A 20045-nucleotide genomic window follows, 5' to 3' on the forward strand; every position below is an offset into this window, starting at 1 on the left:
AATAAGTCTATCGAGGTGTTTGAATTGCCTTTGAAAAAATCAACTCCCGACTTCATTTTGATTGTTGTAACACTATCATTGCTGGCCATAGGGCTTATTATGGTATACAGCGCAAGTGCAGTCTGGGCCGATTACAAATTCGATGATACCTTCTTCTTCGCTAAAAGGCAGATGCTGTTTGCCGGGGTAGGGGTATTGGCCATGTTTTTTATCATGAATGTTGATTATTGGACATGGAGGACTTGGGGGAAAGTGATTATCATCATTTGCTTTGTGCTTTTGGTGCTGGTACTCATTCCCGGCGTCGGTGTTCTTCGCAATGGGTCAAGAAGCTGGATTGGTGTCGGCGCGTTTTCCGTTCAGCCATCGGAATTTATGAAGATTGCGATGATAGCCTTTCTTGCCAAATATTTATCAGAACATCAGAAGTACATAACTTCATTCCGCAAGGGGGTTATTCCTTCGCTGCTGCTCGTGTTCACAGCTTTTGGCATGATCATGCTGCAGCCTGACCTGGGAACTGGCACTGTCATGGTTGGAACAGCGGTTGTTATGATATTTATTGCCGGTGCAAAAATCAGCCATTTTGCTTTTATGGGGCTTGTTGGTGTGGCAGGGTTTGCTGCCTTGGTTCTGTCCGCTCCCTACCGGATTAAACGGATTACTTCCTTCCTTGACCCTTGGGAAGATCCATTGAATAGCGGCTTCCAGATGATTCAGTCACTGTATGCGATAGGGCCTGGGGGGCTTCTCGGTCTGGGCCTGGGAGAAAGCAGACAGAAATTCTTTTATTTACCGGAGCCGCAAAACGATTTTATCTTTGCTATTTTGGCAGAAGAATTAGGGTTCATCGGCGGCAGCCTTGTCCTTTTGCTTTTCTCACTCCTTCTGTGGAGGGGAATCCGGATAGCGCTGGGAGCCCCTGATCTTTACGGAAGCTTCCTTGCTGTCGGAATCGTTTCAATGATTGCCATCCAGGTAATGATCAATGTTGGAGTGGTGACCGGTTTAATGCCGGTAACTGGCATTACCCTTCCATTCCTAAGTTATGGCGGCTCTTCTTTGACGCTGATGCTTTTAGCGGTGGGTGTCCTGTTGAACATCAGCCGGTATGCCAGGTATTAACAAAAAGTCATTGATCAGAAAGAATGATGTTTACCCATCATTCTCACAGCTTATAAATTATAGTGACTGGAGTAATACATCTCAGCAAAACCATATTTGCAAAATAATCCAACAGAAAGAACCGAAATCCAGATAATCCTGGATCTCGGTTCTTTTTCTGAGGCTTTTTAATAAAAGATTTGCTCTCCTGCAAATTTAATCGTGTAACAAAATAACTCACCTAATTTACAGTTCAATGACATTCTGGTAATCAAGTCCCGCTCGCGTTTAAAATATAGTAGTATAGGGAATACGCTGAAGAGCCTTGATTTTGTAAGGCTTGTCCACTTTTGATAAAATAATCAGGAAGATTTTGGAGGTATTTAGCGCATCAGTTCATTTTTAAAGGGGATAGTGCATCCCAAAATACAAAAAATAGAAAAATATTGTGAAAATAATGGTCTACCCTCTTTAATCATCTTTTCCCTTCATATAGAATAAAGGTATTGAATTAGAATATTTGCAGATTTGATCCAGCACAGTTAAAATTGTTTGGTTCAAATTTTATGAAGCACATATTTACATAAGGCTGTTTTCGCATTAATTGTTGCTTTCGGATATCCCCGGATATAAAGGATTTCCTCTATAAACGGAGGGTGTAGCTCTTTTCTTTCTTGCTTACCAGGATTTTTTGGAGAATTACGGTATTATTTTCCGAATTATGTATTAAATAGCAACAAAGTATACGAAAAGAGCCTTACATAAAGAAAAAAGGACATGTTATTACAGTTAAAGCAAGAAGCATTTGCGCTGTTACAAATCCATCATGGGAATGGATGCCATTCTCTATGCAGGCCCAATCAACAAGGCAGTCTGCAAGATGGCAGCGGGGAAAATCTCCAATTGACATATCTTTGAATGGGTTGAATGAGTTGCTTGCCTTTTTTCTGCACGGCCAGATCATTGGAGGGGAAAGAAAAATATGGACAAAGGAAAAATCGTGTCCTTGGAGGAACGGATACCAAAACTGAAGCAACACCGTAAGAAAAAAGCTAATCGGCGACTGACTTTTTTGTTATCACTCTTTCTTCTTTTAATCTTGGCAGTTGTTTACTTTCAATCCTCTTTAAGTCAAGTGAATGAAATCTCAGTAGCAGGCAATCAGCTGGTTTCTAATGAAGACATTCTTAAAGAGATTACGATAGAAAAAGGCATGAATGTCTGGAGTGTAGACAGGTCCAAGGCAGAAAAGGAGCTTGAGGGAATTGCCGAAATAGCGGGAGCAGAAGTAAAGCTTCAACTTCCCAACACAGTGAAAGTAAATATCGATGAATTTGAAAAAACCGCTTACCTCATTGATGAAAACCAGTTTTATCCCATACTGGAAAACGGTGAAATCCTGGATTCAAGGGCTTTGGAGTCATTACCGACTGACGCCCCCATTCTGCTCGGCTTTAAAGAAGATAAGATTCTGAAGGAGATGGTTAATGAACTGAAAAATCTCCCCTCAGAGATCACAAATTCAATTTCCGAAATCGTGCTGGCACCAAAAAAAACCGATCAGTACCATGTGTCATTATATATGAATGATGGCTTTGAGGTTAGTGCTTCAATCAGAACATTCTCTGAGAAAATGGTTCATTACCCATCCATCGTCAGTCAGCTCGATGAATCTTCTAAAGGAGTCATAGACTTGGAAGTAGGCTCTTATTTCAGAGAATATGAGAAGGAAGGAGCACCTGAGACAGATGAAGATGAAAGTGAAAGTTAGGCATGTCGTCCTCTCATTGGTGTGCCTTGTGCTTGGGTTCATCCTTGCCTTTTCGTACAGTATTGCCAATTCTGAAAGGAAAGAAGGGACCCAGATTACGGATAGACAGTGGGAGAGGGAAGATGATCTCCGCAGCCAGCTAATAAACCACCAGGAAAAGAACTCGAAATTACAAGAAGAAGTTTTTGAAAAACAACAAAAGGTTGTTGACATTGAAAAGGATCTGTCCCAGGAAAAGCAGATTTATTTCAATCTTGCAGAGGATGCTGAAAAGTACAGGATGTTTTTGGGAAAAGTAAAAGTTGAGGGGCAGGGTGTAAGTGTTACTTTAGCCGACTCTCACTATAATCCTGATGATCCCAATGTCAATAACTATATTGTTCATGAACATCATGTATTTAAAGTGATTAACGAATTATATATTGCGGGAGCTTCTGCTGTCGCCATAAACGGCCAAAGGCTTAAACATGACTCTTACATCCTTTGTACCGGCCCGGTAATCACAGTAGACGGGGTGGCTTCGGCTGCGCCATTTGAAATTACAGCTATTGGAGATACTGAAGTTTTAGCATCTGCCTTGAATTTGACGGGCGGTGTGAAAGATCAGTTAGTAAACGACAACATAGATTTCAGCCTCAAGAAAGAGAGCAAATTGATCCTTGAGCCTGTAATCAGTGAATCGTGATACTCAAAAACTCCTGTTGCTGGGAAAAAAGAAAGCAAGGTGAACAAGAGTGGGCAATAAGGTGAGCTTTACTCTTATTACGTTGATTATCGGGTTCATGGTGGCTGTCCAATTTCAAACTGTTCAAGAACCGGTGATCAGGGATACCAGAGATATTTGGGAATTAAGAGAAGCGATACAAAATGAAAATGATGCAGCGAGGGGTCTCCTGCAGGAACTTCAGTCAATTAACGAGAAGCTGGAGAAATATGAAACGGAAAGACAGACAAGCCAGGAGCAGGCTTTAAGGGAAACACTGGACGAACTTAAGCAGGAAGCGGGCCTGCTGGAGAAAAGCGGGCCGGGATTGGTTCTCACTGTGGAGCCCTCCACTGAAGAATTGCTCCTGGGCACAAAAGTAAAATCAGTTTCCCCTGAGCTTCTTGAAAGGCTGGTCAATGAGTTGAACCGGTATGGTGCCAAAGATATATCCATAGACGGACATCGTCTAATCAATACAACTGTCATAAGGGATATCAACGGGGAAACCAAAATCGATGGTTATCCGATCAATTCCATTCCTTTCGAAGTAAGAGTCCTGACCTTGGACCTGGGCAAAGCGGAAGATTTATATAACCGGATGCAAGTTTCCCGGGCAATAGAGGATTTCTTTATTGATAATTTGAGGGTCAATATCGGGGCTCCTGTTGAGAGCTTGACAGTCCCGGCATACAGAGACACCATTAGGGTCCGCCATATGGAGCCTGTTATAGAAGGAGGGAGTTAACAGCATGTGGCTTCCCGTTTTAGGGTTGCTGCTAGGGGTGATCCTTGGATTGCTTACCGATATCAGGATTCCAGATGAATATTCAAATTACTTATCCATTGCGGTATTAGCAGCTCTCGATACATTGTTTGGTGGGATCAGAGCCCACCTCCAGAATATTTACGATGATAAGGTATTTGTCTCTGGTTTTTTCTTTAATATCCTTTTGGCCGCAAGTTTGGCTTTTCTAGGTGTTCATCTTGGTGTAGACTTATATCTAGCAGCTGTTTTCGCTTTTGGTGTAAGGCTGTTCCAGAACATAGCGGTTATTCGCAGGATATTGATCAGCAATTGGAGTGCAAATAATAGAAAAAAAGAAAAAAAATGAAAATTTAAAAGGGAATCCTCTAAAAGCGACGAATATTTTTATAAGATATATTCAAAATTCAACTTTTTAAAAGTTGTTGTTCTATAACGAATACTAATTGAAGGAGGTGCCACAGAGTGAACAGCAATGAAATTTTTGTAAGTCTTGACATCGGTACATCCACAGTGAAAGTGATCATCGGAGAAATGTCCAATGATTCCCTGAATATAATCGGTGTCGGAAATGTTAAATCTCAAGGGATCCGTAAAGGGTCCATCGTAGATATCGATGAAACTGTTCAATCCATTAAAAAGGCCGTCGAGCAAGCGGAAAGGATGGTCGGTATAAATATCAACCAGGTAATCGTCGGGATTCCTGGGAACGGGGTCGCCCTCCAAACATGTCATGGAGTAGTGGCTGTATCGAGCGAGAATAGGGAAATAACTGATGAAGATGTGGCACGTGTCATGGAAGCTGCCCAAGTAATCTCCATCGCGCCTGAAAGGGAAATCGTCAATGTCATCCCAAAACAATTTATTGTAGACGGCCTCGACGAAATCACAGATCCAAGAGGGATGATTGGAGTAAGGCTGGAGATGGAAGGAACAATCATAACAGGATCCAAAACACTTTTACATAATACACTGCGTTGTGTCGAAAAAGCCGGACTGGAGATCATGGATATTGTTCTGCAGCCCCTTGCATCCGGCTCCATCGCTCTCTCGAAGGATGAACAAAGCCTTGGCGCGGCTTTGATTGATATCGGAGGTGGATCCACAACCATCGCGGTCTTCGAGCAAGGACATATTAAAGCGGCTTCCGTCCTTCCGGTTGGAGGGGAGCATATTACTAAAGATTTATCAATCGGATTAAGGACTTCCACAGAGGATGCCGAAATGATAAAGGTGAAATATGGTCATGCCTTTTATGATCATGCTTCAGAAGATGAGGTGTTCAGTGTACCGATTATCGGAAGTGACCAGCATCAACAATTTAATCAGCTTGAGATTTCTGATATCATAGAAGCTAGATTAGAAGAAATTTTCGATATCATTGGACAAGAACTAAGAAGGATGGGTGTCCATGACCTGCCTGGCGGCTATGTGCTCACAGGCGGTATTGCCAACCTTCCGGGAGTGCTTGAGCTGTCCCAGCTGGTGTTCCAAAATCGTGTCAGAGTAGCGGTGCCTGATTATATCGGCGTTCGTGAACCACAGTATACAACATCTGTGGGACTGATAAAATATGCTCACAAGAATGCTAGATTGCAAGGGAGAAGCGTCAGTACGTCCCCTGTTCCTGCAGAGCCTGCTGAAAAGCGCAATGCCAAGAAACCTGAACAGACAGATAAGCCAAAACCAAAACCGAAGACGGACAAGCCAGACGACGAAAAAGTGTCATCAAAAATGAAGAAATTTTTCGGCTACTTTTTTGAATAGCTTCAAATAGGTTGAGAATCGAGGAATTAGGAGGATGTTTCATGTTAGAGTTTGATACAAATTTAGATTCATTAGCCACCATTAAAGTAATCGGAGTAGGAGGCGGCGGTAATAACGCCGTTAATCGAATGATTGAGCATGGTGTGCAAGGAGTAGAATTCATTGCAGTCAATACAGATGCCCAGGCACTGAACCTTTCAAAAGCTGAGATTAAAATGCAGATCGGCGGCAAGCTGACGAGAGGACTTGGAGCAGGGGCTAACCCTGAAGTCGGCAAGAAGGCGGCCGAAGAAAGCAAAGAGCAGATTGAGGAAGCACTTAAAGGCGCAGATATGGTCTTTGTTACAGCAGGAATGGGCGGCGGTACTGGAACTGGTGCTGCTCCTGTCATCGCAAGTATCGCACGTGAAATCGGAGCGCTTACTGTAGGTGTTGTTACACGTCCGTTTACATTTGAAGGGCGCAAGCGTTCTACACAGGCAAGCGGCGGAATCGGAGCAATGAAAGAGGCAGTAGATACTTTGATCGTCATTCCAAATGACCGATTGCTTGAAATTGTGGATAAGAGCACTCCAATGCTTGAAGCATTCCGTGAAGCTGATAATGTACTGCGACAAGGTGTTCAAGGTATTTCCGATTTGATTGCCACTCCTGGACTCATCAACCTTGACTTTGCTGATGTGAAAACAATCATGTCAAATAAAGGTTCTGCTTTGATGGGAATCGGTGCAGCGTCTGGTGAAAACCGTGCTACAGAGGCAGCCAAGAAAGCGATCTCAAGTCCATTGCTGGAAACTTCTCTTGATGGCGCTCAAGGTGTCCTCATGAATATAACGGGAGGAACCAACCTTTCCCTTTATGAAGTACAAGAAGCGGCAGATATCGTAGCTTCTGCTTCAGATCAGGAAGTGAACATGATCTTCGGTTCAGTAATCAATGAAGAATTGAAAGATGACATCGTGGTTACTGTCATTGCCACTGGATTCAATGAAGAAGCTGTTCAGCCGAAACAAACAAGACCATCTTTCGGTGGGATGAAACCTTCCAGCACCAATGCAAGCCAGCAGGCTCCAAAACGCGAACCAAAGAGGGAGGAGCCTCAACAGCAGGAACCTTCCCGTTCAAATGGGCAGGGAGTGGAGGAAACATTGGATATTCCAACGTTCCTTAGAAATCGCAACCGCCGCAGATAATCTAACTGTATGTAATAGACCCAAGGAAACTTCCTTGGGTCTATTTTTTATGTTCTTGAAAACCCCTGTCTTTGCCGCGGGTTTCAGTAGGTTTATAGCAAAAACCTCCTATCACGAGGGGATAAGCCGGTTCCCCTGACACTTCCTGCCATTCAAGCAGGCGGTCTACCTGTGAAGGACCTGAATAATCTAAAATAAGCGGAATGTCTCCGGCTAAGCTGTGAAATTGCATTCGATATGGGATGTTTAAGCGGAATTTTTCCGCTTAAGCAAGTTTAAATGGACCATTTTTAAAAGTTTATAGCAAATAAGCGAAATTTCTCCGTTTAATTTAACTGTTTCTGGTGCTCTATTTAAAATAAGCGGAATTTCTCCTCTTTTTTAAAATTTTTCATTTGGGATAAATTGCATATGATATCAATCAGTAGGTCCTTTAGAGCGAGGCCGATAACAGAGGTTTCAAGCCGAAGCAAACCACCAGTCTCTCTGGTGGTTTAATTGTGTGATTAAATAAACTATAAAATTATCAAACCTAAATTAGGGAATTATTAACAGTGTTTCCCTAAGGCATTTTTCAAAAAAGTATTTTGACAATTTTCGAACGAGAGTATGAAAAGTTTCACTACTTTCATTACAGAAAGTGACACACTTCCTGAGAGTATGTACGATATACTTCTCGTAACAGTCTGAATTGTAGAACAAAAAGGAGGGAAGAGATTGGTTCTGTATTTAGATGTCATTTGGCTATTAAATTTATTGATAGACAGCATTCTGCTGGTGATGACCGCGGTATTTTTAAAAAGACATCTAATATGGTGGAGAATATTTCTGGGAGGATTCATCGGATCATTAATCGTGCTATTTTCTTTTACTCCTTATGCATATATAAGCGGGCATCCATTAATGAAACTGTTTTTCTCGATGATCATGGTATTTACCGCTTTTGGATTCAAGCGATTTCGCTTCTACCTTGGAAATTTGCTTATGCTCTATTTTTCCACTTTTTTAACAGGGGGCATATTAATCGGCATTCATTATTTTCTTAGGTTCGATAACAGCCTTCAATCCTCGATGTTCCTGGCAAGTGTAAAGGGGTTTGGAGATCCAATCAGCTGGGTGTTTGTCATGTTTGCTTTGCCAGCTTCATGGTATTTTGCCCGCGGCCGCATGAATAGTATCGAAACCGTTAAAATCCAGTACGATCAGCTTGTGGACATACAAATTGAAATGAATGGGTTGAATCTCCAATTGAAAGGTCTCGTGGACAGCGGTAACCAACTATATGATCCATTAAGCAAGAGTCCAGTCATGCTGGTATCGACGGATAAACTCGAGGAAATCATCCCTGCGGAAATTCTTCAATTATCCGAAGATAATGACCGCTTCATGAGTGGAGACCATTCTCTTCCTGGAAAATGGGAAGAGCGGGTGCGGTTTATTCCGGCACAGTCAATCGGGAAAAAGAGTCAGCTTCTCATTGCCTATAAGCCAGACTCCATTAAGATAAGAAAAGGAAAAGAGACCTGGATCTGCCAAAAAGGTCTGGTAGTTTTTCAAAATATAGTGTTTTCTGCGGATGACACCTTCAATTGCATAGTACATCCGCGCATGCTGTCTTCTGCGCCGCTCCAGCACGTATCTTAATACATTGCCACTATTACTATACTCACAATTCACCAAAATAGAAGGGGGAACTACATTGAAAAATTTACGGCTGAGACTTACATATTACTGGTATAAGCTTCTTATAAAATTAGGGATTAAGACGGATGAGATCTACTACATTGGCGGCAGTGAAGCTTTGCCGCCTCCTTTGACAAAAGACGAAGAAGAAGTCCTGCTGAAAAAACTGCCTAATGGCGATAAGACGGCACGTTCACTTCTTATAGAAAGAAACCTGAGGCTTGTCGTTTACATTGCAAGAAAGTTTGAGAATACGGGAATCAATATTGAAGATCTCATCAGTATCGGCACTATCGGGCTGATTAAAGCGGTAAATACTTTCAACCCGGAAAAGAAGATCAAACTGGCGACATATGCTTCCAGGTGCATTGAAAACGAAATACTAATGTACCTCCGGAGAAATAATAAGATCCGCTCTGAAGTTTCCTTTGATGAACCTTTGAACATTGATTGGGATGGAAATGAACTTCTCCTTTCCGATGTTCTGGGAACTGAGGAAGATATCATTACTAAAGACTTGGAAGCGACGGTTGACAGAAAGCTGCTGTTTAATGCACTTACCGAATTATCAGACCGAGAAAAGCAGATCATGGAACTGCGGTTTGGGTTGATGGGAGGAGAAGAAAAAACTCAAAAAGATGTAGCGGATATGCTCGGGATATCACAATCTTATATATCCAGGCTGGAAAAGCGAATCATTAAAAGACTGAAGAAGGAATTTAATAAGATGGTATAAGAATAACAAGCGAGGCTGGGACAAAACCTTAATAAAAGACTCTCTTCGCAAAGATTGTGGCTGAGTAAAAAGAATGGATCTCCGCTCCAGGTGCACGACTCCGCGGGGCGGGCGGCGAGCCTCCTCGGCTTTGCCTGTGGGGTCTCCCCTGTCCCGCTAGTCCCGCAGGAGGTCGCACACCTTCCGCTCCAATCCATCTACGTTTAGGAAAAAGCGGTAAATAACCTTAAAAGCAACATCTTTTAAATAAAGCCTAATAAAATGAAAGAACCGCATGAAGTCAAGTATATATCCTTGATCTCATGCGGTTTTATTTTCGATTATTACGACTTAAATCTATTAGTTTTCAACTTATGTCCCAGCCTCTTTTTATATGGTGAATTTTCCTCGATGTTAGTGGCTCGAGGCACTAACCTGCTTATAGGATATTTTGGGAAAAATCATAAAAATCAAAAAAATGCACTCTCAAAAAATTTAAAGTTCATTGAACCCTTGTCCTTTCTGAAGTGGAAGTATTACCATGCCGGAGTGGACAATTTAGTGATGCATAATTTTTCCTGCTGGGGAGATACTGACTTTTGTACAGCAGCTCCTGCAAGGAGGGAAAGAATTTGACACGAAATAAAGTTGAAATCTGTGGTGTGGACACCTCGAAACTTCCTGTTCTTAAGAATGAAGAGATGAGGAAGCTATTTCGGGAAATGCAGGCTGGAGATATAACAGCCAGGGAAAAACTTGTAAACGGGAACCTTCGCCTTGTCCTCAGTGTCATTCAAAGGTTCAATAATCGCGGAGAATATGTTGATGATCTTTTTCAAGTTGGATGTATCGGATTGATGAAATCGATTGATAATTTCGACTTGGGACAAAACGTCCGGTTTTCTACATATGCCGTGCCGATGATCATCGGAGAAATCCGCCGTTATCTAAGGGACAATAATCCGATTAGAGTCTCAAGGTCACTTAGGGATATAGCCTATAAAGCTTTGCAAGTACGCGAGAAGCTGATGGGGGAAACATCTAAAGAACCGACAGCCGAAGAGATTGCAAAGGTACTGGATGTCCCGCATGAAGACATTGTTTTTGCAATGGATGCAATCCAGGATCCTGTATCACTGTTTGAGCCGATTTACAATGATGGGGGCGATCCTATCTTTGTAATGGACCAATTAAGTGATGAAAGAAACAGAGACCATACGTGGATTGAAGAAATCGCCCTTCAAGAAGGTATGAAAAGACTTAATGACAGGGAAAAAATGATCATCCGCAAGAGATTCTTCCAAGGGAAGACCCAGATGGAAGTTGCAGAGGAAATCGGCATTTCACAAGCCCAGGTTTCCAGGCTCGAAAAGGCAGCAATTAAACAGATGAATAAAAATATCCAGTAATGGGTCATGCCCCTTAAGCAAGACGGGGCATGACCCCATTTTATTTTGCATATATTGACTATAAGACTTCAAGAAAAGAGGGAGAGAGATGGTCAGGATATCAGAATTTCAAGTGAAGGATGTAGTCAGTATTTCAGACGGCCGTAAATTGGGGAACATTGCCGATATAGAGATTAATCTTGATACCGGAAGAATCGAAGCCATTGTTATAGGAAGAAATGGAAAGCTGCTCGGTTTCTTTGGAAAGGAAGAGGATGTTGTAATTCCATGGACATCGATTGTCAAAATTGGGGAAGATGTCATCTTAGTGCGTCATAAAGATAATCATTACCTTCAGGCTCAACTGGAGGAACCCAAGAAACAATAGGGATCTGGATGATTTATGACGGTACAGGGGGATTTATGGTAAACTATAGAAAAAGGAAGGAGATTTTTTGCAATGACAGAAGTTTTTATCAAAGCAGACGATCTTCTATTCTCTCTTCCTCAATGGGAAAGATTGCTGCCAGGGCTGAAAGCTGGAATCACGAGCAAACAAGGCGGTTTCAGTAAAGGTGACTTCCAAACACTGAACATGGGTCTGCATGTCCATGATCAAGAAGACCTTGTCCGCAGGAATAGGGAGAAAGCCGCGGACAGACTAGGCTTCCCTCTAAATGCATGGGTGTGCTCAGAACAGACACACGGCTGCAACATTCAATGGGTTACTGAAAGGCATGGCGGCAAAGGTGCGTTCAATTATTCAGAAAGCATCGGCGATACGGATGGACTTATCACCAATGAGCCGAATCTCCTTTTGACAATGTGTTACGCCGACTGTGTTCCTATATACTTTCTTTATCCAAAGAGCGGCCTTATTGGGGTAGCCCACGCCGGCTGGAAAGGAACAGTGCTGAATATAGCCGGTAAAATGATTGAAGAGTTTAGAGAAGCCGGGGCAGAACCTGCAGATATACTTGTGGCAATCGGACCTTCAATATGCGGGGAATGCTACCAAGTGGACGACAGAGTTATTGACAAAGTTGAAAAACTGCTGGAAGATTGTAATGAAAAGCCATATAATTTAAAATATGAGGGGCAATATGAATTGGACTTAAAAAAAGCCAATGAACTTGTCCTCCAAAAATACGGAATTCCTTCAGAAAATATTTCAGTTTCACAGCTCTGTACAGCTTGTGAACAAGAGGAGTTCTTTTCCCACAGACGGGATAAAGGGAAGACCGGCAGAATAATGAGCTTTATTGGCTGGAAGGAGTGACTTCTATGGATGTAAAAGATAAGCTTGTACTCCTCAATGAAAAAATTAAGTCAGCCTGCGATGCCTCTGGCAGAAACCCCGAGGATATTACCATTGTCGCAGTGACTAAATACGTTTCTAACGAAAGGGCTCAGGAAGCTTTGGAAGCCGGACTTATCCATCTGGGTGAAAACAGGGATGATGGTCTTGACTCGAAATGGGAGCACTTAAAGGACAAGCCTGTATGGCACTTTATTGGCAGCCTTCAATCCCGCAAGGTGAAAAATATAATAGATAAGGTTTCATACATACATTCGCTGGACCGTAAGTCTCTGGCAAAGGAAATCAATAAAAGGGCATCCAAACCGGTATCCTGCTTTGTGCAGGTTAACATTTCGGGTGAAGAATCCAAGCATGGACTCCCCCCGCATGAAGTGACTGACTTTATTGAAGGATTGAGTGAATTCGAAAACATCAAAGTGGATGGATTAATGACGATGATGCCGAATATAGACAATGAAGAGGAATTAAGGGGATTTTTCAAAGAAATGAAGCGCCTGCAGACAAAGATTGCAGAATTGAATTTGAAGCACGCACCATGCCAGGAGCTATCTATGGGAATGTCTAACGATTACATGATTGCAATTGAAGAGGGAGCCACCTTTATTCGGGTAGGCACGGCCCTTGTAGGAGAAGATTAAAAGGAGGCAGACAAGTGGGGATCAAGTCAAAGTTCAAGAACTTTTTTCTGCTGGACGAGGAAGAATATGATCAGGAACAGAGTCAAAATGAAGATCGATATGAGGAGACGCTGCCCTTGAAGCAACAACAGCCTTCATCATCCAAACAAAATGTTGTCAGCCTGCAAAGTGTCCAAAAGTCGTCTAAGATGATTATTGTAGAACCAAGAGTCTATGCCGAAGCTCAGGAAATAGCGGATCATTTGAAGAACCGCAAATCAATTGTAGTGAATCTGCAAAGAATTCAGCATGATCAGGCGAAGCGGATTGTCGACTTTTTAAGCGGGACCGTTTATGCTCTTGGAGGCGACATACAGAGAATCGGCAGCAACATCTTCCTATGCACACCTGACAATGTCGAGGTTGCTGGGAATATCTCTGAATTCCTTCAGGAAGAAGATAACCATAATACAAGGTGGTAGTGTGAATAATGGATTTTGTTATAGTAATCTTATACAGACTGATTGATATTTATTCCTGGGCGTTGATCATCTATATCTTGATGTCCTGGTTTCCTAATGCAAGGGAAACAGCAATCGGAAAGTTTTTAGCAAGAATTTGCGAGCCTTATTTAGAGCCTTTCCGCAGAATTGTCCCTGCTATCGGCATGATTGACATTTCTCCTATCGTTGCTTTCATAACACTGAACTTAGCGAAAGCGGGAATTCTCGAACTATACAGGTGGTTTGTCTAATCTTAGCTAAACCCGTGAAGAACACAAGCATTATTATAATTAAGGGGGCCATACGGTACTCCCTTTTTAATTTTTGGCTTTTAAGATATCTTGGATTCAAGTGCGAATAAGAATGCGTCATTCTAAATAAGAAATTTAAAAGATGCTGCTTAATCAACTCGTTGCTCCTTTAAGATCCTACGTAAATCTATAACCAATTTTAATAAGAAAAGTTAATACGTCAAGTTTATAAGGTATTCTCAGTTCCTCCACATATGTTGACTGGAGTGGAAGGTGTACGACCTCCTGCGGGAGCAGCGGGACAGGTGAGACCCCGGAAGCGAAGCTGAGGAGGCTCACCGCCCGCCCCGCGGAGTCGTACACCTGGAACGGAAGTCAACATACTCTTTAAAAACAACAGTACTCTTTAACAAAGGTTAATTTTTTGAAGAAGCGCTAAGTTTTTAGCAGGGCGCATTTAGGGCCCATATCTTCATACTCAAAGAAGGTGTAAAGGTGACATCCATTTATCAACACTTCAGGAAAGACGAAAAAGAATTCATTGATAATGTCATAGAGTGGCGGGAGTATGTAGAGAATTCCTATTCTCCTAAAGTCACGGATTTCTTAGATCCAAGACAGCAGCACATATTAAAAGCCGTTATAGGAACAAACAGTGACATCAAAATTAGTTTTTTTCCCAATCTTGCTTCAATTGAAAGAAAGAGGGCTGTCTTGTATCCTGATTATTATGAACCTGCAGAATCCGATTACGCAGTGACACTGTATGAGATACACTATCCCAAGAAGTTTGTTACACTTGAACACCGGCAGATCCTTGGTTCACTGATGTCAATCGGTTTAAAAAGGGAAAAATTCGGGGATATCCTCATGGATGGGGACAGAATTCAATTAATGACTGCTTCTGAAATTGGAGATTATGTAGAAATGAATTTCCAAGAGGCGGGCAGGAGCAAAGTAACATTGGAGAAAGTTCCTTTTAACAGCCTGGCAGCTTCAACTGAAGAATGGCGCGAAGTCATTACGACTGTCAGTTCCCTTCGCCTTGATGTGATTCTTTCAGCTCTATACAACATTTCCAGGCAGAAAGTCCAGACTTTGATCACAGGCGGAACTGTAAAAGTCAACTGGAGAGTAGTGGAATCGGCGGCCTTTGAAGTGGCTGAGGGAGATATTTTTTCCATGAGGGGCTTTGGAAGAAGCAAGCTTATTTCAATTGAAGGCAAGACAAAAAAAGACAAAATCCGGATAGCTGCAGGTGTTTTAAAATAAATTTTCGAAAAATAAAGGGAAATTCCCACAAACTGTCGAAAATTCAGTTATAATAGGAAAAGCAATACTTACTTCGAGATGGAGGTGGCATTATGCCTTTAACGCCGTTGGACATACATAACAAAGAATTCAGTCGCGGTTTCCGCGGTTATGATGAAGACGAAGTGAACGAGTTTCTTGATCAGATCATTAAGGATTATGAAATTCTCCTTCGCGAGAAAAAAGAGCTGGAGGAAACTCTTGGCTCGATGAATGAGCGTCTGGGCCACTTCACTAACATTGAAGAGACGTTGAACAAATCAATCGTCATTGCCCAGGAAGCAGGGGAGGAAGTCCGACGAAATGCTTCTAAAGAAGCGAAGCTGATTGTCAAAGAAGCAGAGAAGAACGCAGACAGGATCGTCAATGAATCCCTCTCCAAGGCAAGAAAAATTGCCATGGAAATTGAGGAATTGAAAAAACAGTCCAAAGTATTCAGAACACGCTTTAAAATGCTCATCGAGGCACAGCTTGATCTGCTGAGCAGTGATGACTGGGACCAAATCATGGAATTTGAAATCGATGCTACCGATTTAAAGACACTAAAAGAAGAAGATTCCTTGACGAAATAAGATTATATTTCATATAATGGATTTTACAATTATACTGCAGCGCAATGAAAGGGACAGTACGTTTCTTTATCAAACAGCCTGAATAAAGCGAGTCAAGGACGGTGGAAGCTTGGCACAGGCAAAGGAAGCGGAATATCACCCTCGAGCACCGGCTTTGAACGCGAACAGCAATTAGATTCCGGCGTATCATTCTCGTTACGAATGTCAGAGTGGGCAATCTCAATTGCCTATTAGGGTGGTACCGCGGGTTAGCTTTCTCGTCCCTTTCCAGGGATGTGAAAGCTTTTTTTATTGGTTTATTTTTTTACATTATGTATTAGGAAAAGCCAAACCGATAATCCTGTTACAGTCAGAAGCTGCGCATACAGAACGTAATAAAAGAGTTAGGACCAGTATTCAGATACTGCTTCCAGACAGGAGGAAAATAGATTGAATTACAAAGATACTTTATTGATGCCGAAAACAGAATTTCCGATGCGCGGCAACTTGCCAAAGCGCGAACCGGAAATGCAGGAAAAATGGGAAGAAATGAATATTTACAAAAAGGTGCAGGAGCGAAATGAAGGCAGGCCGTTATTTGTCCTGCATGACGGACCTCCATACGCCAATGGTGATCTTCATATGGGACACGCGCTCAACAAGGTACTGAAAGACTTCATTGTCAGATACAAATCCATGAGCGGTTTCAATGCCCCATATGTTCCCGGATGGGATACACACGGTCTGCCAATCGAACAGGCTTTGACGAAAAAGGGGTAAACCGTAAAGAAATGACAGTTGCTGAGTTCCGCAAGCTTTGTGAAGAGTATGCATACGGCCAAATCGACAGCCAGCGCAGCCAATTCAAACAGCTTGGAGTACGGGGTGACTGGGAAAATCCTTATATCACCATGAAGCCTGAGTATGAAGCAGAACAAATTAAAGTCTTCGGCGACATGGCGAACAAAGGATATATCTACAAAGGGTTAAAACCTGTCTACTGGAGCCCGTCCAGTGAATCGGCATTGGCAGAAGCGGAAATCGAGTACCAGGATAAACGTTCTCCATCCATTTATGTTGGCTTTGCGGTCAAAGAAGGAAATGGAGTACTTGAGGAAGGAACGCAGATCATCATCTGGACTACAACTCCATGGACAATTCCAGCCAACCTGGCCATCACTGTTCATGCCGATCTTTCTTACGTTGTTGTAGAAGTTGAAGGCAATAAATATGTCGTGGCAGAAGACTTGCTTGAGGAAGTCACATCCGTTCTTGAATGGAACGAACCGGCAGTCGTAAAGACAGTCAAAGGATCGGAACTTGAATTGGTAAAAGCTCAGCATCCTCTCTATGACAGGGAGTCCCTTGTTATCCTTGGAGAGCATGTTACAACGGATTCAGGCACAGGATGTGTACACACAGCCCCCGGCCATGGTGAAGATGATTACCTTGTAGGAAAAAATATGGTCTTGATGTGCTTTGCCCTGTCAATGATAAAGGTGTAATGACAGAAGAAGCTCCTGGTTTTGAAGGACTATTCTATGATACTGCAAACAAACCGATCACAGAAAAACTACAAGAAGCAGGGGCGCTGCTTAAGCTTAGCTTCATCAAGCATTCCTACCCTCACGACTGGCGTACAAAAAAACCTGTCATCTTCCGTGCGACTCCGCAGTGGTTTGCTTCCATTGATGCATTCAGGGAGGACCTTCTGCAAGCAGTCAAGGATACGAAGTGGGTCCCTGCCTGGGGAGAAACCAGACTGTTCAACATGGTGCGGGACAGAGGCGACTGGTGTATTTCCAGGCAGCGTGCATGGGGTGTTCCAATCCCGGTATTCTATGCAGAAAACGGTGCAGAAATTATTACTGAAGAAACAATTGCCCACGTGTCCGAGCTCTTCCGTCAACACGGTTCGAATATTTGGTTTGAAAAGAGCGCAAAAGAGCTGCTGCCTGAAGGCTTTACACATGAAGGCAGCCCTAATGGAGAATTTTCTAAAGAACAGGATATCATGGATGTCTGGTTCGATTCAGGGTCTTCCCATCAGTCAGTGCTTCATCAAAGAAAAGACCTTCAGCGTCCAGCAGATCTTTATTTGGAAGGATCTGATCAATATCGCGGATGGTTCAACTCCTCTCTTACAACCGGAGTGGCCGTAACAGGGAAAGCGCCTTACAAAGGGGTCCTGAGCCACGGCTTTGTTAATGATGGAGAAGGGCGCAAGATGAGTAAATCCATCGGCAATATTGTTGCTCCAGATAAAGTAATCAAGCAAATGGGTGCGGACATTCTCCGCCTCTGGGTAGCTTCAGTGGATTACCAGGCAGATGTACGCTTATCCGATGGCATTTTAAAACAGGTTTCTGAAGTATACCGCAAAATCAGAAACACATACCGATTCCTTTTAGGAAACCTTGCAGACTTCAACCCTGAAAAAGATGCGGTATCCTACGATAACTTAAGAGAAGTGGACCAATTCATGCTTGTGAAGCTGAATGAACTGATCAAGAATGTCCGTTCTTCTTACGAAAGCTATGATTTCTCAAGCATTTACACTAGTGTCAATAACTTCTGTACGCTTGATTTGAGCTCCTTCTATCTGGATTTTGCAAAAGACGTGCTTTACATTGAAGCGGAAGACAATTATGAAAGACGCGCAATGCAGACTGTTCTTCATGAAAGTCTGATTGCGCTGACAAAATTAATGTCACCAATTCTTTCCCATACAGCTGACGAAGTATGGACTCACATGTCTTCCCAGCAAGAGGAAAGTGTTCAACTCACGGATATGCCTGAGTACAAGGAACTTCCAAACAGCAAGGAACTTCTTTCTAAATGGGAAGCATTCCTTAATTTACGTGATAATGTATTGAAAGCTCTTGAGGAAGCAAGAAATGAAAAGATTATCGGTAAATCATTAACAGCTAAAGTCACTCTTTACGTAAATGATGATACAAAGAATCTTCTTCAATCTGTTAAAGAAGACCTGAAGCAGCTGTTCATTGTTTCTGCATTTGAAATTGGCGGAAGCTTGGAAGAGGCTCCGGAAAGTGCGTTAAAATTGGAGAACAATGCAATTGTCGTTGAAAAGGCAGAAGGTGAAACATGTGACCGCTGCTGGACGGTTTCAACCCGTATCGGCGACGATCCTGATCACCCGGCCCTGTGCCCGCGCTGTACGGATGTTGTGAAAAAGCATTATTCTTAATACCTTTAAAGGCCCTGCGAGTTTATCTTGCGGGGTCTTTTGCTGATTTGTGACTAGTTTCTTTACCGGTTGTGCCTTTGAGATGTGATGCCATGGTTTGTGTATGGCTGATGGAAAGGTGCCTCGGGGGGAATGGTACGATTAATGGGAATCATACTAATAAATGAGAGCGGCAAAAAGTTAGTGTCACGATTACCCGGCAAACGTATCAATAAGTGAGAGCGGCAACAAGTTAGCGGCATGATTAGCCTGGAAACGTACCAACAAGTGAGCAAGGAAAAAGTTAGTGGCATGATTAGCCGGGAAACGTACCAAGAAGTGAGCAGGAAAAAGAGTTAGTGGCATGATTAGCCGGAAAACGTACCAAGAAGTGAGAGCAGCAAAAAGTTAGTGGCATGATTAGCTTGGAAACGTACCAAGAAGTGAGAGCAGCAAAAAGTTAATGGCATGATTAGCTTGGAAACGTACCAAGAAGTGAGAGCAGCAAAAAGTTAGCGGCATGATCAGCCGGGAAACGTACCAATAAGTGAGCGTTGCAAAAAGTTAGCGGTATGATAAGCCTGGAAACGTACCAATAAGTGAGAGCAGCAAAAAGTTAATGGCATGATTAGCGGGGAAACGTACCAATAAGAGAGCAGGAAAAAGAGTTAGTGGCATGATTAGCCGGAAAACGTACCAATAAGTGAGCAAGAAAAAGTTAGTGGTACAATCAACAGGAGAAGTACATTTACAAAAAGAAATTAAAGTTAACTTTACGATAAAATTGACCCGCGTTAGTGATAGGCTCTGTTAGTTAATATGGTTGTTATAATCTTTTTGGGGTACAGTTACTAGGTTGATCAACTTGCAGCTTCTTATAATCTAGCGTCAAAAATATTAACAAAAGTTGATATGTCCAGTGAGCAATGGATTCTCATTTCCTCCCCATATGTTAACTGAAGCGGAAGGTGTACGATCTCCTGCGGGACTAGCGGGACAGGTTACGTACCCACTGGAACGTAACCCCGCTGGCAAAGCCGAGGAGGCTCAACGGCCGCCCCGCGGAGTCGGACACCTGGAGCGGAAGTCAACATACCCCTTTAAAAACAACAAGATTTTATAACAGAGCCTAGATAATAAAGAGTTAAAATAATCTCCCCAAAGCAGTTGTCTTTCTAATTTATTTTAGTTATACACCAATCCCTTTTATA

At 42.5% G+C, this 20045-nt stretch carries 18 protein-coding genes, 1 pseudogene and 1 other annotated feature; of the genes and pseudogenes, 18 read left to right on the plus strand and 1 reads right to left on the minus strand.

Going from position 1 to position 20045, the window contains the following annotated elements:
- Window positions 1-24: 24 nt before the first annotated feature.
- The 7 genes from spoVE (at window position 25) to ftsZ (ending at window position 7304) form a co-directional block, all read left to right on the plus strand.
- Window positions 25-1125, plus strand: coding sequence for a stage V sporulation protein E (gene spoVE, locus B9Z54_RS18145; RefSeq protein ID WP_113929809.1), 1101 nt, complete (start codon window positions 25-27; stop codon window positions 1123-1125).
- Between the two features lie 961 nt (window positions 1126-2086).
- Complete coding sequence (locus tag B9Z54_RS18150; RefSeq protein WP_113929810.1) at window positions 2087-2875, plus strand: cell division protein FtsQ/DivIB; 789 nt, start codon at window positions 2087-2089, stop codon at window positions 2873-2875.
- Window positions 2853-3560, plus strand: a complete 708-nt coding sequence (locus B9Z54_RS18155; RefSeq protein ID WP_113929811.1) for a DUF881 domain-containing protein — start codon at window positions 2853-2855, stop codon at window positions 3558-3560. The genes B9Z54_RS18150 and B9Z54_RS18155 overlap by 23 nt, the downstream gene beginning before the upstream one ends.
- A gap of 49 nt (window positions 3561-3609) precedes the next feature.
- Window positions 3610-4326 carry a DUF881 domain-containing protein gene (locus B9Z54_RS18160; protein ID WP_240190000.1) on the plus strand — a complete coding sequence of 239 codons (717 nt, stop codon included), beginning with the start codon at window positions 3610-3612 and terminating at the stop codon, window positions 4324-4326.
- Between the two features lie 4 nt (window positions 4327-4330).
- A complete protein-coding gene (locus tag B9Z54_RS18165) occupies window positions 4331-4693 on the plus strand; it encodes a small basic family protein (protein ID WP_113929812.1) in 363 nt (120 codons plus the stop codon).
- Window positions 4694-4809: 116 nt separating this feature from the next.
- Window positions 4810-6111 (plus strand): cell division protein FtsA, encoded by a 1302-nt coding sequence (gene ftsA / locus B9Z54_RS18170; RefSeq protein ID WP_113929813.1) that lies wholly within the window; start codon window positions 4810-4812, stop codon window positions 6109-6111.
- Window positions 6112-6152: 41 nt separating this feature from the next.
- Window positions 6153-7304, plus strand: coding sequence for a cell division protein FtsZ (gene ftsZ, locus B9Z54_RS18175; RefSeq protein WP_113929814.1), 1152 nt, complete (start codon window positions 6153-6155; stop codon window positions 7302-7304).
- A 40-nt stretch (window positions 7305-7344) separates the two neighbouring features.
- On the opposite strand, the gene B9Z54_RS18180 is transcribed toward ftsZ, so the two are convergent.
- The gene (locus B9Z54_RS18180) at window positions 7345-7536 is read right to left on the minus strand and encodes a hypothetical protein (protein WP_113929815.1); all 192 of its coding nucleotides are present in this window, start codon (window positions 7534-7536) and stop codon (window positions 7345-7347) included.
- Window positions 7537-8021: 485 nt separating this feature from the next.
- On the opposite strand from B9Z54_RS18180, the gene spoIIGA reads away from it, so the two are divergent.
- The 11 genes and pseudogenes from spoIIGA to ileS all read left to right on the plus strand — a co-directional run bounded on the left by spoIIGA (window position 8022) and on the right by ileS (window position 18855).
- Entirely contained in the window at window positions 8022-8948 is a 927-nt protein-coding gene (gene spoIIGA, locus B9Z54_RS18185; RefSeq protein WP_113929816.1) for a sigma-E processing peptidase SpoIIGA, read from the plus strand.
- Window positions 8949-9003: 55 nt separating this feature from the next.
- Window positions 9004-9723: an RNA polymerase sporulation sigma factor SigE gene (gene sigE / locus B9Z54_RS18190; RefSeq protein WP_113929817.1), complete on the plus strand. Its 720-nt coding sequence runs from the start codon at window positions 9004-9006 to the stop codon at window positions 9721-9723.
- 611 nt (window positions 9724-10334) lie between these two features.
- Window positions 10335-11111: an RNA polymerase sporulation sigma factor SigG gene (sigG, locus tag B9Z54_RS18205; RefSeq protein ID WP_113929820.1), complete on the plus strand. Its 777-nt coding sequence runs from the start codon at window positions 10335-10337 to the stop codon at window positions 11109-11111.
- Between the two features lie 88 nt (window positions 11112-11199).
- Complete coding sequence (locus B9Z54_RS18210; RefSeq protein ID WP_113929821.1) at window positions 11200-11478, plus strand: YlmC/YmxH family sporulation protein; 279 nt, start codon at window positions 11200-11202, stop codon at window positions 11476-11478.
- A 72-nt stretch (window positions 11479-11550) separates the two neighbouring features.
- Window positions 11551-12369 (plus strand): peptidoglycan editing factor PgeF, encoded by an 819-nt coding sequence (gene pgeF, locus B9Z54_RS18215; protein ID WP_113929822.1) that lies wholly within the window; start codon window positions 11551-11553, stop codon window positions 12367-12369.
- 5 nt (window positions 12370-12374) lie between these two features.
- Window positions 12375-13049 carry a YggS family pyridoxal phosphate-dependent enzyme gene (locus tag B9Z54_RS18220; protein WP_113929823.1) on the plus strand — a complete coding sequence of 225 codons (675 nt, stop codon included), beginning with the start codon at window positions 12375-12377 and terminating at the stop codon, window positions 13047-13049.
- A 14-nt stretch (window positions 13050-13063) separates the two neighbouring features.
- Window positions 13064-13510 (plus strand): cell division protein SepF, encoded by a 447-nt coding sequence (locus tag B9Z54_RS18225; protein ID WP_113929824.1) that lies wholly within the window; start codon window positions 13064-13066, stop codon window positions 13508-13510.
- A gap of 8 nt (window positions 13511-13518) precedes the next feature.
- Window positions 13519-13782, plus strand: coding sequence for a YggT family protein (locus B9Z54_RS18230; protein ID WP_113929825.1), 264 nt, complete (start codon window positions 13519-13521; stop codon window positions 13780-13782).
- 495 nt (window positions 13783-14277) lie between these two features.
- Window positions 14278-15054, plus strand: a complete 777-nt coding sequence (locus B9Z54_RS18235; RefSeq protein WP_113929826.1) for a YlmH family RNA-binding protein — start codon at window positions 14278-14280, stop codon at window positions 15052-15054.
- A gap of 92 nt (window positions 15055-15146) precedes the next feature.
- Complete coding sequence (locus B9Z54_RS18240) at window positions 15147-15665, plus strand: DivIVA domain-containing protein (protein ID WP_113929827.1); 519 nt, start codon at window positions 15147-15149, stop codon at window positions 15663-15665.
- Window positions 15666-15700: 35 nt separating this feature from the next.
- Window positions 15701-15933, plus strand: a binding site (T-box leader).
- A gap of 161 nt (window positions 15934-16094) precedes the next feature.
- Window positions 16095-18855, plus strand: a pseudogene (gene ileS / locus B9Z54_RS18245) (isoleucine--tRNA ligase).
- Window positions 18856-20045 lie beyond the last annotated feature (1190 nt).

It is taken from the genome of Bacillus sp. P14.5, assembly GCF_003316765.1.
Taxonomy (GTDB): domain Bacteria; phylum Bacillota; class Bacilli; order Bacillales; family Bacillaceae_B; genus Rossellomorea.